The sequence below is a fragment of the Sphingomonas sp. OTU376 genome (assembly GCF_038440415.1).
Classification (GTDB): domain Bacteria; phylum Pseudomonadota; class Alphaproteobacteria; order Sphingomonadales; family Sphingomonadaceae; genus Sphingomonas; species Sphingomonas kyeonggiensis_A.
On the sequence record NZ_JASATQ010000097.1, the window covers coordinates 1 to 12589 of the forward strand.

General features: G+C 66.4%; 14 protein-coding genes. 2 read left to right on the forward strand and 12 right to left on the reverse strand.

Annotation, left to right across the window (positions count from 1 at the left end; all coding sequences use genetic code 11):
- Positions 1–49 precede the first annotated feature (49 nt).
- On the reverse strand, positions 50–187 hold the full coding sequence (locus AAHM44_RS23315; protein ID WP_342251484.1) for a benenodin family lasso peptide: 138 nt from the start codon (positions 185–187) through the stop codon (positions 50–52).
- Positions 188–244: 57 nt separating this feature from the next.
- On the opposite strand from AAHM44_RS23315, the gene AAHM44_RS23320 reads away from it, so the two are divergent.
- The gene (locus tag AAHM44_RS23320; RefSeq protein ID WP_342251485.1) at positions 245–481 is read left to right on the forward strand and encodes a hypothetical protein; all 237 of its coding nucleotides are present in this window, start codon (positions 245–247) and stop codon (positions 479–481) included.
- 19 nt (positions 482–500) lie between these two features.
- Here the strand turns inward: AAHM44_RS23320 and AAHM44_RS23325 are convergent, their stop codons facing one another.
- The 11 genes from AAHM44_RS23325 to trbB are packed head-to-tail and all read right to left on the reverse strand — an operon-like array spanning position 501 to position 9935.
- A complete protein-coding gene (locus tag AAHM44_RS23325) occupies positions 501–725 on the reverse strand; it encodes a DUF2274 domain-containing protein (RefSeq protein WP_342251486.1) in 225 nt (74 codons plus the stop codon).
- Positions 725–1999: a TrbI/VirB10 family protein gene (locus AAHM44_RS23330; protein WP_342251487.1), complete on the reverse strand. Its 1275-nt coding sequence runs from the start codon at positions 1997–1999 to the stop codon at positions 725–727. Before AAHM44_RS23330 ends, AAHM44_RS23325 begins: the two co-directional genes overlap by 1 nt.
- Positions 1996–3006, reverse strand: a complete 1011-nt coding sequence (gene trbG / locus AAHM44_RS23335; RefSeq protein ID WP_342251488.1) for a P-type conjugative transfer protein TrbG — start codon at positions 3004–3006, stop codon at positions 1996–1998. The genes AAHM44_RS23330 and trbG overlap by 4 nt, the downstream gene beginning before the upstream one ends.
- Positions 3003–3686 carry a conjugal transfer protein TrbF gene (gene trbF / locus AAHM44_RS23340; RefSeq protein ID WP_342251489.1) on the reverse strand — a complete coding sequence of 228 codons (684 nt, stop codon included), beginning with the start codon at positions 3684–3686 and terminating at the stop codon, positions 3003–3005. Before trbF ends, trbG begins: the two co-directional genes overlap by 4 nt.
- Before the next feature lie 3 nt (positions 3687–3689).
- Positions 3690–4973 carry a P-type conjugative transfer protein TrbL gene (gene trbL, locus AAHM44_RS23345; protein WP_342251490.1) on the reverse strand — a complete coding sequence of 428 codons (1284 nt, stop codon included), beginning with the start codon at positions 4971–4973 and terminating at the stop codon, positions 3690–3692.
- On the reverse strand, positions 4970–5212 hold the full coding sequence (trbK-alt, locus tag AAHM44_RS23350) for a putative entry exclusion protein TrbK-alt (RefSeq protein WP_342251491.1): 243 nt from the start codon (positions 5210–5212) through the stop codon (positions 4970–4972). Before trbK-alt ends, trbL begins: the two co-directional genes overlap by 4 nt.
- On the reverse strand, positions 5209–5925 hold the full coding sequence (trbJ, locus tag AAHM44_RS23355) for a P-type conjugative transfer protein TrbJ (RefSeq protein ID WP_342251492.1): 717 nt from the start codon (positions 5923–5925) through the stop codon (positions 5209–5211). The genes trbK-alt and trbJ overlap by 4 nt, the downstream gene beginning before the upstream one ends.
- On the reverse strand, positions 5922–8357 hold the full coding sequence (gene trbE / locus AAHM44_RS23360) for a conjugal transfer protein TrbE (protein ID WP_342251493.1): 2436 nt from the start codon (positions 8355–8357) through the stop codon (positions 5922–5924). The genes trbJ and trbE overlap by 4 nt, the downstream gene beginning before the upstream one ends.
- A complete protein-coding gene (locus tag AAHM44_RS23365) occupies positions 8354–8623 on the reverse strand; it encodes a VirB3 family type IV secretion system protein (protein WP_342251494.1) in 270 nt (89 codons plus the stop codon). The genes trbE and AAHM44_RS23365 overlap by 4 nt, the downstream gene beginning before the upstream one ends.
- The gene (locus AAHM44_RS23370; RefSeq protein WP_342251495.1) at positions 8623–8955 is read right to left on the reverse strand and encodes a TrbC/VirB2 family protein; all 333 of its coding nucleotides are present in this window, start codon (positions 8953–8955) and stop codon (positions 8623–8625) included. The genes AAHM44_RS23365 and AAHM44_RS23370 overlap by 1 nt, the downstream gene beginning before the upstream one ends.
- The gene (gene trbB, locus AAHM44_RS23375; RefSeq protein ID WP_342251496.1) at positions 8952–9935 is read right to left on the reverse strand and encodes a P-type conjugative transfer ATPase TrbB; all 984 of its coding nucleotides are present in this window, start codon (positions 9933–9935) and stop codon (positions 8952–8954) included. The genes AAHM44_RS23370 and trbB overlap by 4 nt, the downstream gene beginning before the upstream one ends.
- A 355-nt stretch (positions 9936–10290) precedes the next feature.
- Between trbB and katG the strand changes: the two genes are divergently transcribed.
- Positions 10291–12504 carry a catalase/peroxidase HPI gene (gene katG, locus AAHM44_RS23380; RefSeq protein ID WP_342251497.1) on the forward strand — a complete coding sequence of 738 codons (2214 nt, stop codon included), beginning with the start codon at positions 10291–10293 and terminating at the stop codon, positions 12502–12504.
- Positions 12505–12589: the final 85 nt, after the last annotated feature.

Here is a 12589-nt window from a genome sequence, read left to right on the forward strand (position 1 = left end):
CCGCGCCCCGGCCCCCGCCCCCCCCCCCCCCCCCCCCCCCCCCCGCCGATCATTCGGCCGCAACGCCGAGCGCAAAGCGCTGCTTGTCACCGCCGGGATCGTCCTCGAGGATGCCGACCCCCTTGGTCTCTTCCGAAACCATTCCGAGTTCGACGACTTCGTCGTCCCGATAGTCGATACGGTCCATCACTCTACTCCTTGCTTAAAGCGACTCTACTATCGTCGCGCAAAGGAGCGTGCCGAAATGCTCGATGCGATTCTATTTTATAATCCGATTATAATCGCTGGCGATTTTGGTCTTACTCGGATCACGAGCGATCGTGACCGAGCAGTGAGAACATGTCTTCTGGGAACACGCATTGACGCCTTTAGCGCACGCCTGGACATACGCGCCAATCGCCCGGTCACCTGCTCGCGATTGCCAGCATTATTGCAGATCTATGGCGAAACCCATCGGCTTAAAGCCCTTTACGGCGATTGATCTCCATTTTGGATCAAATTTATTCCCCATCACTGCGTTTGCGGACAAATCCACGGTCGCCGGCCATGAATCGCTCGAGCATCGGCGAGACCAGGCGTTCCGGAGCGAGAGGCTGGCTCAAGCCGGTTTCGGCGGCATGGGCGCGCGCATATGCGACGAGGTCGCGGTGGATGGCTGCCGGCATCTCGATCGTCAGCCGGACGGGCTTCTCGTCCTCGATCGGACCGAGCTTCAACTTACCCATCATTGGCCTCCCGAAAGCGGTGCGAGCACGAGGTCGCGCGTGACCATGACCCGAAGCGGATAGCCTGGCCGGATCGTAAGCGTCGGCGGGACATTCGCCTCGCGCTGGACCAATTGGCGCCCAGTCTGGTTGATCGTGTCCTGGCTGCCGTACCGCAGCGCGCGCATCAGCTCGTCGCCATTGTCCGTCGCCATTTCAGATCCCAGGCCAAGCAGCGTCGAGACGAGGGCCGCCTTGAGCATATTGCCCCAATGATAGTTGGTGCCGTCCTGGAGCCCGGCAAATCCACGCGCATCGGCGCCTGGCTGGCGATCGAGCAGGATCGAGCGGCCATCGGGCAGGATGAGTCGATCCCAGGCGAGCAGCACGCGGTTCTGGCCACCCGATACGTCGCTGTCATATTCGCCGATCAACCTGGCCCCCTGCGGAATCAGCAGGATGCGCCCGGTCGGGCTGTCATAGACATTCTGCGTCACCTGGGCGGTGATCTGCCCCGGGAGATCCGAGCGGATTCCAGTGATGAGCGCCGCGGGGATGACACTCCCCGCCAGAAGGACGTCGGGCGAGGAGGGACTGGTCAGGCGCTCGGCGCTCTCTGTGATCCTGTTGCCACCATTCTGCAGAAATGCCCGTTTTGCGCCCTGCCCGACCGGCTGCGCCTGCGGCGTCGGCGCATCGGCTCCGCTCGTTACCGAAGACGCAGCGCCGCCCGCCTGCGGAGTCGAGCCTGCCGGACCATTGCCCGGCCCATCGCTGCGAGTTTGCCCATCGGCGCCGAGGAAGAGCCGGCTCGCACGGGCAGCGTCGCGCTCCTGCGTCTGTCGGGCACGTGCCTGCTCGGCGGCGGTCGGGGCCGCGTCAGCCTGAGGGTTGGTCGCTGCTCCCATCGGCGGCACCGGGACGGCCTTGCCGTCCGCCTGCGCACCGAGGATCGGCCGCCCGAGATCACCCGGCAGCGGGGGCCCGAGCTTCGGCACCTTCGCATAATCGCCGGGCGCGGCCGTCACCACATCGGCCTTGTTGCGCCCGTCGGTGTCGTAAAGATTGGCAGCCGTGAGGGCTCGGTGCGGCTGGAGCGCATAGATCAGGGATCCGCCGATACCGAGCCCGGCTGTGATGCCGAGTGTGGCAAGCGCTTTGCGCGAGAGCCGCATCACGCGCGGCGGTTCGCCGCGAAGCCGGAATGCATCCGAAGCATCGCCGCGTGCCGGACCCAATTTCTCCTCGGGCACCTCGGCCGGTCCGGGCACCTGGGCTGCTTCCTCCCTCGTCATGACCGCCGGCTCCCGCGTCCGTCTTCGCGCCGGATCGTGACCCGCGGGCTGGACCTGCTGGAGCCGAGACGAAGTTCCGCGGCGCTGAACAGTCGGTCGACGACCATGTAGCGCCCCTGCACGCGGTAGTTGACGAGTTCGGCGGTATCGTCCGGCCCAAGCACGAAGAGCGGCGGCATGTCGCCGGTCGATATCCCTTCCGGAAACTCGATATAGGCCTGTCGCCCATCGTCGAAGGCACGAACTGGCCGCCAGGCCGCACGATCGCCGTCGATCCGGTACCGGAAGTTGAGCGCGGCGACATCGATTCCACCGCTGACGGGCGCGGTGCGCTCGATCGCGGCGGCCGCTGCCCGCACCGCGATGAGCTCGTCTTGCGGATAGCTCCACGAGACCGCGGCCATATAGGTGACGGGCGTGGCGCGCAGCTCGAGGTGATAGGTCCGACGATCGGTGTTGATGACCAGATTGGTGACAAGGTCCGGCCGGGTTGGCTTCACGAGGATATGGACGCGCCTCGCCGCCCCCTGCCCGCTCACCGTATCGCCGATGATCCAGCGCACGGTGTCGCCGGCGGCGACCGGCCCGGGCCCGACCAGCTGCTCGCCATCCTGTAGGGCGATATCGGTCACCTTACCGGGAGCGGTGTAGACCTGGTAAAGGGCGCCGTCGGCATAGGCGAATTGCTGGATCGCGTTCAGCCACCCGCCCCGGTCGGGCTCGACCCGCGCCGCCATATTGGCGGCACCGACCCTTGTGCGAGGATCGGAAACCGGACCCGTCTCCGGGACCCGTGATAATGGTTTGAGCTGGCCGGGGAGCGGCACCGGCACCGGAACCGCGATGACCACGGGCTTGCTGACAGGCAGCGCATCCGCAACCGAAGCCGGCGCAGCTTTGGCGGACGGCGCCTCCTGGGCTTGCGCGGCGGCCGCGAGTGAAAGCGCTGACGCGCAGAATAACGCGCCGGAAAGGGCACGCACGAGCCCATCGTGTCGAGATGTCATTGGCTGAGTTCCTTCGACCAGTTGAGAGCGTCCACGAAGACGCCGAGGGGGTTCTTCCGAAGACCATCCGCGGTCCTCGGGGTCTGGATCACGACGGTCAGGATCGCCGACCAGCGCGACGTCTCGGCCAATGCGCTGTCCTGATAGCGGCGCTCGGTCCAGGCGACACGAAAGCTCGAGGGCGATGCGCGGATCACGCTTGATACCTCGACCGACACCTGCGTCTTTCCGACCAGCTGGAAAGGATCGTTGTTGCGGGCATAGTCATTGAGCGCGAGCGCACCCTTGTCGGTCGCGAAATCGTAGGCCCGCAGCCAGTCCTGGCGCAGCACGATCGGATCGGCTGGAACGCTGCGCACATTCTCGACGAAACGCGCGAGGTGATACGCGATCTGGGGATCGGTCGGCTGATAGCCCGCCTCGGCCGACGCGACCTCCCTCGCCTCGCCGAGCTTGTCGACCTCGACCACCCAGGGCGTGATATGGCCCCGGGCAGATTGCCAGACGAGACCGCCGGCAAGGCCGCCCGAGAGCGCAAGGCAACCGAAGAAAGCGAGGCGCCAGTTCTTCGCCTGGACGCGGGCCGAGCCGATGCGGTCGTCCCAGACCTGGGCCGCGCGCTGATAGGGCGTGACCGGCTCCGGCGATGTGCCGTAGCGGATCGATGGTCGTCGAAACATCCTTCAGTCCTTTTCTGAAATGTCGGGGCCGGTGCCGCCACCGTGGCTGTCGCCGCCCTTGAGCGTCTGTGCGCCGATCGAGACGCCGTGGGTGACGGCCTGCCTGCGCTTCATGGCCTTCGCCCAGGCGGGCGGGCCGTCGGCCGGTGCAGACGCCGCCGGCGCTTTCGCATCCGCCCCCGCACGCCCGGCCTCGAAGTGCTCCCTGAGCGAAGCCCCAGCCCGGCGCAGCGGCGATGCGGCACCCTCAGCCGCCGATTTGCCGACGTTTGCGACACCGCCTGCGACCGCACTTGTTCCCGAGCGCCCGGCTGATCCGGCGGCGTAGGCCGCCGAAGCACCTCCTGCCGCGCGCGCTCCCCCGGCTGCGGCGACCGACATTGCTCCGGTCGCGGCACCACCCGCCATGCCCGCCGCCGCGACACCGCCGGCGATGGTGGCGCCCGCGGCCAAGGCCGTACCGGCTGCCGAACCCGCGCCGAGTTGCGGCCCGCCGGTGACGATGCCGTTGGCGATGCCGGGACCGAAGATCCCGAGGCCAAGCAGCGTGAGGGCTGCGAGCGCGATCGTCATCGCCTGCTCGATATCAGGCGTTTCTCCCAGGCTCGCATTGGTGAACTGGCTGAAGAGCGTCGTGCCGATGCCGGTGATCACCGCGAGAACGAGGATCTTGATCCCCGAGGAGATGATGTGCCCGAGCACGCGTTCTGCCATGAAGGCCGTGCGGCCGAAAAAGGCGAACGGCAGCAGGACGAAGCCTGCCAGCGTCACCAGCTTGAACTCGATGATCGTGACGAAGACCTGGACCGCCAGGATGAAGAAGGTCAGCACGACGATGGCCCAGGCGAGGAGCAGGATGAGGATCTGGGCGAAATTGACGAACACGCCGATCGGTCCCGCCAGCAGATAGACCGCGTCGGTAAGCGGCTTGCCCGCATCGAGCCCGGTTGCAGCGATGGTGCCGGGCTTCATGAAATCGCCGATCGCCATGCTGCTCCCCGAGGCCTTCAGCCCGAGGCCGGCGAAGCTCTGAAGAAGGATGGTCGCGAGATTGGAGAAATTGCCGATGATCCAGGCGAACACGCCGATATAGAGCGTCTTCCTGACTAGGCGCTGGAGGACATCCTCATCGGCGCCCCAGGCCCAGAACACTCCCGCGATCGTCACGTCGATCACGATCAGCGTGGATGACAGGAAGCCGACCTCACCTCCGAGCAGGCCGAAGCCGCTGTCGATATAATTGGTGTAGACCTGCAGGAATTGGTCGATAACGCCGGTATCATTCATCGCCTGTCGTCCCTGAAGAAGCGCCGCCGCTCCGCCTCCCAGGCGGCGTCGCAGCCGGCATCGGGCATGGTGAGCGTCCGGCAGCGCGACAGATTGCTCGCCACGGGTGGCTTCGATGGCAGCGCGGGCGTCGCGGTCGCCGGTTTCCCGGCGCCGCGATACAGGGCCATGCCCGCCGTTGCGGCGAGCATGGCGCCTGCAACGAGGCCGGCGACCGCGCCCCTGCGCGACGGAGTCATTTCTTGAAGAACCGGCGGAGCCGTTCGCGCGCCTCGGCTTCCTCCGCCGCATTGCGCGCCGCCTCGAGCGACTGGGCCCGCCCCTGTGCCGCGATTGCCGCGGTCAGATCCGCGAGCTGCTGCGACTGAAGCGCCAGGAGCTGGTTTCCAGCCTGGGTTGCCTGCAACGCGCCACTCGCCGACTGGCTGGCCGACACCAGCGTATCGATCGATGTGCGGGTGCCGTCCAGATTGGACACGACGCCCGCCTGGACGCGCATGGCATCCTCCAGCGCCCCGACGCTGTCCTGCCAGCGCGCATTGGCGTTGGACACCATCTGGGACTGCGACGCATTGAGGTTCGCGCCCTTGTAGCGCTGCGTAAAGGCCGACTGGATGTCCTGAACGCTATAGGCGATGCGCTGGGCCTGGGCGAGCAACGTGCGCGTTTGCTGCACCTGCTGCTGAAGCGTCGACAGCGTCGAAACGGGCAAGCTGGCGAGATTCTTCGCCTCATTGATGAGGCTGGTCGCCTGGTTCTGGATCTGACGGATCTGGTTGTTGATCTGCTCGAGCGACCGGGCCGCCGTCAGGACGTTCTGCGCATAGTTGCTGGGATCGTAGACAATCCCGCCGAACTGGGCATGCACCGGCGGCGCGATCCCCATGCCGGCTGCAGTGCCGGCGATCATGACGCCCGACAGGAGCGCCTCCCGCAATCCTTGTGTCTTCATCGATCGATCTCCTCATCTGGTGTTGAAAGCAGGTCGGCCGCCCAGCCGAGATGGCGGTCGCGCAACCAGGCAGATGCGAAGCCCTCGGCCCCGTGCGCCGCGATCAGTTCGCCGATCCGGTGCTGGTCTGATTTCGAGGAGGCCGCCGCGAAGGCCAGCGCGACATCGCCCAAGCCAAGCTCGAACAGCCGGTTCCCCCGCCGCGACTGGCAATAATAGTCGCGCTTGGGAGTCGCGCGGCCGAGGATCTCGATCTGGCGCTCGTTGAGGCCGAACCGTTCATAGATGCGCGCGATCTGGGGTTCGGCTGCGCGCTCGTTGGGCAGGAAGATGCGGGTCGGGCAGCTCTCGACGATCGCCGGGGCGACGCTCGAGGTCTCGATGTCCGCCAGGCTCTGGGTCGCGAAGATGACGCTCGCATTCTTCTTGCGGAGCGTCTTCAGCCATTCGCGCAGCTGCGCCGCGAATGCCGGGCTGTCGAGCACGAGCCAGCCCTCGTCGATTATGATGAGCGTCGGAGAACCGTCGAGCCGTCCCTCGATCCGGTGGAAGAGATAGGAAAGCACCGCCGCGGCGCTGCCGGCGCCTACCAGCCCCTCGGTCTCGAAAGCCTGGATCGTCGCGACGCCTAGCCGTTCGCCTTCGGCATCGAGCAATTGGCCCCAGGGTCCCCCGACGCAATAGGGCGCCAGCGCCTGTTTGAGGCCGTAGTCCTGAAGGAGGACGGCGAGCCCTGTCAGAGTCCTTTCGGGAAGCGGCGCGGTTGCCAGGGAAGAAAGCGCAGACCAGAGATGCTCCTTGGCCTTTGGATCGATGCGCACGCCCTCCTGGGCGAGAATCGCCGCCAGCCATTCGGCCGCCCAGGCACGCTCCGCGGTCTCGTCGATACGGGCAAGCGGCTGAAGCGCGACGGTACGGTCCAGCGCATCCTGCGATGCGCCACCCAAGTCGAGCCAGTCGCCCCCCATGCCAAGCGTCGCGGCGCGGATCGAGCCGCCGAAATCGAACGCGAATATCTGCGCATCCGGATAGCGCCGGAACTGCATCGCCATCATGGCAAGCATCACCGATTTGCCGGCGCCTGTCGGCCCTACGATCAGCGTGTGGCCGACGTCGCCGACATGAAGGGAAAAGCGGAACGGGGTCGATCCTTCCGTCTTGCCGTAAAGCAAGGGGGGCTGCTTGAAGTGATCGTCCCGTTCCGCCCCCGCCCACACAGCTGACAGGGGGATCAGGTGGGCGAGATTGAGCGTGGAAACTGGTGGCTGGCGGACATTGGCATAGACCTGGCCGGGCAGGCTCCCGAGCCAGGCCTCGATCGCATTCATGCCTTCGACCATGCAGGTGAAATCGCGGCCCTGGACCACCTTCTCGACCAGCCGCAGCTTCTCGGCGGCCAGAGCGGGATCGCGGTCCCAGACCGTGACCGTCGCGGTCACATAGGCAATCCCGGCCTGATCGGCGCCGAGCTCCTGCAGCGCGAGGTCCGCGTCGGCCGCCTTGTTCGAGGCATCGCTGTCGATCAGCACCGACGCTTCGTTGGTCATCACCTCCTTGAGGATGGCGGCGACCGACTTGCGTTTGGCGAACCATTGCCGGCGGATCTTCGTGAGAAGACGCGCAGCGTCGGTCTTGTCGAGCATGATCGCGCGCGTCGCCCAGCGATAGGCGAAAGCCTGGGCGTTGAGCTCGTCGAGAAGGCCTGGGAAGGTCACCGTCGGAAAGCCGGTGATGGTCAGCGTGCGCAGATGGTTATGCCCAAGCTTCGGCTCGAGCCCGCCTGTCAGCGCTTCGTCGGCGAGGAGCGCATCGAGATAGACCGGCGTCTCGGGCATGCGGACACGCTGCCGCCGGGTCGAGACGCAGCTGTGCAGATAGGTCAGCGTCGCCTCGTCACCGAGCCATGTTGCCTCCGGCATGAACCCCTCGACGAGATTGAGGACGCGGTCGGTGCGATCGACGAAGGATTTGAGAAGCTCTGCCGGGTCGATCCCGCTTCGCGACCGCCCCTCGTAAAGCCAGCCCTCGGCGCGCGCGGATTCCTCGGCGGGCGGCATCCAGAGCAGCGTCAGGAAATAGCCGCTTTCGAAATGCGCGCCTGCCTCGCGGAACTGGGCCTGGCGCTCCAGGTCAACCAGTTCGGAGACCGGATCGGGAAACATGCTCTCCGGGTACTCAAGCGCCGGTGCGCGCTGTGCCTCGACGAACAGGGCCCAACCCGATCCCAGGCGCCGGAGCGCATTGTTGAGCCGGGCCGTCACCGCCACGAGCTCGGCGGGCGTAGCGCTGTCGAGATCCGGCCCCCGGAAACGAGCGGTGCGCTGGAAGGAACCGTCCTTGTTGAGGACGACGCCGGGGGCGACGAGTGCTGCCCAGGGCAGGAAGTCGGCGAGCATCGCGGCCTTGGGGCGATATTCGATGAGCGACATCATGGCCGCATCCACACAGGGTAGCGCAGGTGCCGGCGCGCAACATCCACGAACCGCGGATCGCGCCGCGCGGCCCAGACCGACAGCGCATGCCCGAGCGCCCAGATGGCGATGCCGGCGATCCAGAGCCTGAGGCCCAGGCCGATCGCGCCGGCGAGCGTCCCGTTGACGATGGCCAGCGCCCGCGGCGCGCCGGCCAGCAGGACCGGCTCGCTGAGCGCGCGGTGGACCGGCGCGAAATAGCCGGGGATGTCTGGCGCCGTGCTCATCAGATCAGCGCCCCGCCGCCGAAGCTGAAGAAGGAGAGGAAGAAGCTCGAAGCAGCAAAGGCGATGCTGAGCCCGAACACGATCTGGATGAGCCGGCGAAAGCCGCCCGACGTATCGCCGAAGGCAAGGCCGAGGCCGGTCGCGATGATGATGATCACCGAGACGATCTTCGCGACCGGCCCCTCGATCGATTCGAGGATCGACTGGAGCGGCGCCTCCCAGGGCATGGACGACCCCGAGGCCCAGGCAGGCGTCGCGGTCAGCATCGCGACGGCGATGACGGCCGGTGTCGGCAGGGCGCGACGCGTCCTGCCCGTGCGGGCAAGCTTCATTGAATGTCTCCATCAGGCAGGTTGTCTAGAATGGTGAGGCGATAGGCGCCGTCGGCCTCGAGGCCGTCGACCCGCGCCAGCTCGGCCAGGCGGCGGCCGGCGCCGTCCCGGACAAGGACAGCGACCAGATTGATCGTCTCCGCGAGCAGCGCGCGCGGAACGGTGACGACGGCTTCCTGGATGAGCTGCTCCATGCGCCGGAGCGCGCCGAGCGCGGTTCCCGCGTGGATCGTGCCAATGCCGCCTGGATGACCGGTGCCCCATGCTTTGAGCAGGTCGAGCGCCTCGGCGCCGCGCACTTCACCGATAGGGATGCGGTCGGGCCGCAGGCGGAGCGATGATTTCACCAGATCGGAAAGCGTAGCGACGCCGTCCTTGGTGCGCAGTGCGACGAGGTTCGGCGCGGCGCATTGCAGCTCCCGCGTGTCCTCAATCAGGACGATGCGGTCGTTCGATCCGGCAATCTCGGCGAGCAGCGCATTGGTCAGCGTCGTCTTGCCCGTCCCCGTCCCGCCGGCGACAAGGATGTTGCTGCGATCGCGGACGGCTTTGCGCAGCACCGCGGCCTGCAACCGGGACATGATTCCCTGATGCACATAGTCGGCAAGCGAGAAGATCGCGCTCGCCGGTTTGCGAATGGCAAAGGCGGGGGCGGCGACGATCGGCGGCAGCAGCCCTTCGAACCGCTCGCCGCTCTCGGGCAGCTCCGCCGAGACGCGCGGGGACCGGGCATGGACTTCACTGCCGACATGATGGGCAACAAGGCGGATGATCCGCTCCCCATCGGCCGGCCCCATCGTCACGCCGCTCTCCGAGATGCCTTCGCCCAGCCGGTCGATCCAGAGGCGGCCGTCAGGGTTGAGCATCACCTCGATGACCAATGGGTCGCCGAGCCATGCCGCGATCGCCGGGCCAAGCGCGGTACGGAGCATTTTCGCTCCCCGTGCGCTGGCTTCGGATCGAACGGCCTGGGCGGTCATGATGGTCCCCGAGTGAGTTTCCGGACGGCGTGTCCGGTGTGTCGGGGACGATTAAGAGACGCAGGAAAACCGCTGTTTCAACAGTGATTTCACAGCAGCGAAGGCGGGCGAAAAAGTACTGACGACAGCGTAGCACGCTGGCGAAAAACGGGACCAGGACAGGCCGGGGTCAGGGGCCGAATCGTCCGGTCGCCGGGAGTTGGAGCACCGCGACGCGGCACAGGCGCGGACCAGCGATTCGCATCAACCACCGCCAAAAGCTGTCCGTCCTGAGAAAGACGCAATTTCCGCTCGCCCTTCATAGCCGGAGGTAATCGCGCTCAAACGCGCCGGCGACGATCTGACGGGAGACAATATGAACGAGGAAGCCAAATGCCCCATCCACGGCGGCAAGGTGGATGGCAAAGCGGTGCTGTTCGACATGACGAACCGACTCTGGTGGCCGCACCAGCTGGATTTGACCGTGCTTCACAAGCATCCGCCCGCAGGCAATCCGATGCCCGATTTCGACTATCGTCAGGCCTTCGCGACGCTCGACCTCGATGCGGTCAAGCGGGACATCACGGCGCTCATGACCAATTCGCAGGCCTGGTGGCCCGCCGACTTCGGCCATTACGGACCGCTCTTCATCCGCATGGCCTGGCATAGCGCCGGTACCTACCGGATCGGCGACGGTCGCGGCGGCGCAGGACATGGCACGCAGCGTTTCGCGCCGCTCAACAGCTGGCCGGACAACGCCAATCTCGACAAGGCCCGCATGCTGTTGTGGCCGATCAAGCGCAAATATGGGCGCAAGCTGTCCTGGGCGGACCTGCTGATCCTGACCGGCAATTGCGCGCTCGAGTCGATGGGTTTCACGACCGCGGGCTTTGGTGGCGGTCGCGTCGACGTCTGGGAGCCGGACGACGATATCAATTGGGGCCCCGAGCGTGAATGGCTCGCGACCAGCGACAAGCCGGACAGCCGCTATTCGGGAGATCGCGACCTCGAAAATCCGCTAGCCGCCGTCCAGATGGGCCTCATCTACGTCAATCCCGAGGGTCCCGACGGCAATCCCGATCCGGTCGCGGCCGCGCACGACATCCGCGAGACCTTCGCGCGCATGGCGATGAACGACGAGGAGACCGTCGCGCTCATCGCGGGCGGTCACGCTTTCGGCAAGACCCATGGCGCGGCCGATCCCTCGCGCCATATCGGCCCCGAGCCCGAAGGCGCGCCGATCGAGATGCAAGCGCTCGGCTGGGCGAACAGCTTCGGGACGGGCAATGCCGGCGACACGATCACCAGCGGCCTTGAGGTGACCTGGTCGCAGACGCCGACCCGCTGGAGCAACAACTTCCTCGACAATCTCTTTGGCTTCGAATGGGAGCTGACGAAGAGCCCGGCAGGTGCGCACCAATGGGTCGCGAAGGACGCGGAGGCGACGGTGCCCGATGCGCACGATCCCGCCAGGCGCCACCGCCCGACGATGCTCACCACCGACCTCTCGCTCCGTTTCGATCCGGCCTATGAGCCGATCGCCCGTCACTTCCACGCCAATCCCGACGAACTCGCCACGGCATTTGCCGAGGCCTGGTACAAGCTCACCCACCGCGACATGGGATCGCATGTTCGCCTGCTCGGCCCCGAAGTGCCGGCCGAGCCCCGGATCTGGCAGGATCCCGTCCCGGCGGTCGATCATCCGCTGATCGACGAGGCGGATGCAAGCGCGCTCAAGGCCGAGATCCTCGCCTCGGGCCTTTCCATCGCGCGGCTCGTCAAGACCGCCTGGGCATCTGCCTCGACCTTCCGGGGCTCGGACCTGAGAGGCGGCGCCAACGGTGCGCGCATTCGTCTCGCGCCGCAGCGGGACTGGGCCGTCAACGAGCCGGCCGAGCTCGCCAGCGCGCTGATGACGCTCGAGGCGATCCAGGCGACGTTCAACGCGTCCCAGATAACGGGCAAGAAAGTGTCCGTCGCCGACCTGATCGTGCTGGGCGGCAATGCCGCGATCGAGGCAGCAGCGGCGAATGCCGGTCACAAGATCGCGGTTCCCTTCGCGCCAGGGCGTACCGACGCGACCGAAGCGCAGACCGACGCCCATTCCTTCGCGCCGCTCGAACCGCAAATCGATGGCTTTCGCAACTATACCGGTGCCGCGTCAGCCTATTCGGCGGAGGAGCTGCTCGTCGATCGCGCCAATCTGTTGACCCTCACGGCCCCTGAGATGACCGTGCTCCTGGGCGGGCTACGGGTGCTCGGCGCCAATCACGGCGACAGCGATCTTGGTGTCTTCACCGATCGCCCAGAGAACCTCACCAACGACTTCTTCGTGAACCTGCTCCAGACCAGCTTCACCATGAAGTGGGAGGCTTCTCCCGACGAGGAGGGCGTCTATATCGCCTATGACCGGGGCACCGGCGAGCGCAAATGGGCAGGCAGGCGGGTCGATCTCATTTTCGGATCGAACTCGCAGCTGCGTGCGCTGAGCGAGGCCTATGCGACCGAGGATGCCAGCGACGCTTTCGTCGCCGCGTTCGTCGCGGCCTGGACCAAGGTGATGAATCTCGATCGCTTCGACCTCGCCTGAGGTACATCGGACCACCGGCCCCCGGGGCGGGGGTGCGGCCCATACCCCCCCAAAATCCATAGCCCCCCTGGGGATGGCCCCGCGC

Bases quoted from the DNA above. Each gene is read 5' to 3' on its own strand.
- AAHM44_RS23315 (WP_342251484.1), bottom strand. From the start codon at position 187: ATGGACCGTATCGACTATCGGGACGACGAAGTCGTCGAACTCGGAATG.
- AAHM44_RS23320 (WP_342251485.1), top strand. From the start codon at position 245: ATGCTCGATGCGATTCTATTTTATAATCCGATTATAATCGCTGGCGAT.
- AAHM44_RS23325 (WP_342251486.1), bottom strand. From the start codon at position 725: ATGGGTAAGTTGAAGCTCGGTCCGATCGAGGACGAGAAGCCCGTCCGG.
- AAHM44_RS23330 (WP_342251487.1), bottom strand. From the start codon at position 1,999: ATGACGAGGGAGGAAGCAGCCCAGGTGCCCGGACCGGCCGAGGTGCCC.
- trbG (WP_342251488.1), bottom strand. From the start codon at position 3,006: ATGACATCTCGACACGATGGGCTCGTGCGTGCCCTTTCCGGCGCGTTA.
- trbF (WP_342251489.1), bottom strand. From the start codon at position 3,686: ATGTTTCGACGACCATCGATCCGCTACGGCACATCGCCGGAGCCGGTC.
- trbL (WP_342251490.1), bottom strand. From the start codon at position 4,973: ATGAATGATACCGGCGTTATCGACCAATTCCTGCAGGTCTACACCAAT.
- trbK-alt (WP_342251491.1), bottom strand. From the start codon at position 5,212: ATGACTCCGTCGCGCAGGGGCGCGGTCGCCGGCCTCGTTGCAGGCGCC.
- trbJ (WP_342251492.1), bottom strand. From the start codon at position 5,925: ATGAAGACACAAGGATTGCGGGAGGCGCTCCTGTCGGGCGTCATGATC.
- trbE (WP_342251493.1), bottom strand. From the start codon at position 8,357: ATGATGTCGCTCATCGAATATCGCCCCAAGGCCGCGATGCTCGCCGAC.
- AAHM44_RS23365 (WP_342251494.1), bottom strand. From the start codon at position 8,623: ATGAGCACGGCGCCAGACATCCCCGGCTATTTCGCGCCGGTCCACCGC.
- AAHM44_RS23370 (WP_342251495.1), bottom strand. From the start codon at position 8,955: ATGAAGCTTGCCCGCACGGGCAGGACGCGTCGCGCCCTGCCGACACCG.
- trbB (WP_342251496.1), bottom strand. From the start codon at position 9,935: ATGACCGCCCAGGCCGTTCGATCCGAAGCCAGCGCACGGGGAGCGAAA.
- katG (WP_342251497.1), top strand. From the start codon at position 10,291: ATGAACGAGGAAGCCAAATGCCCCATCCACGGCGGCAAGGTGGATGGC.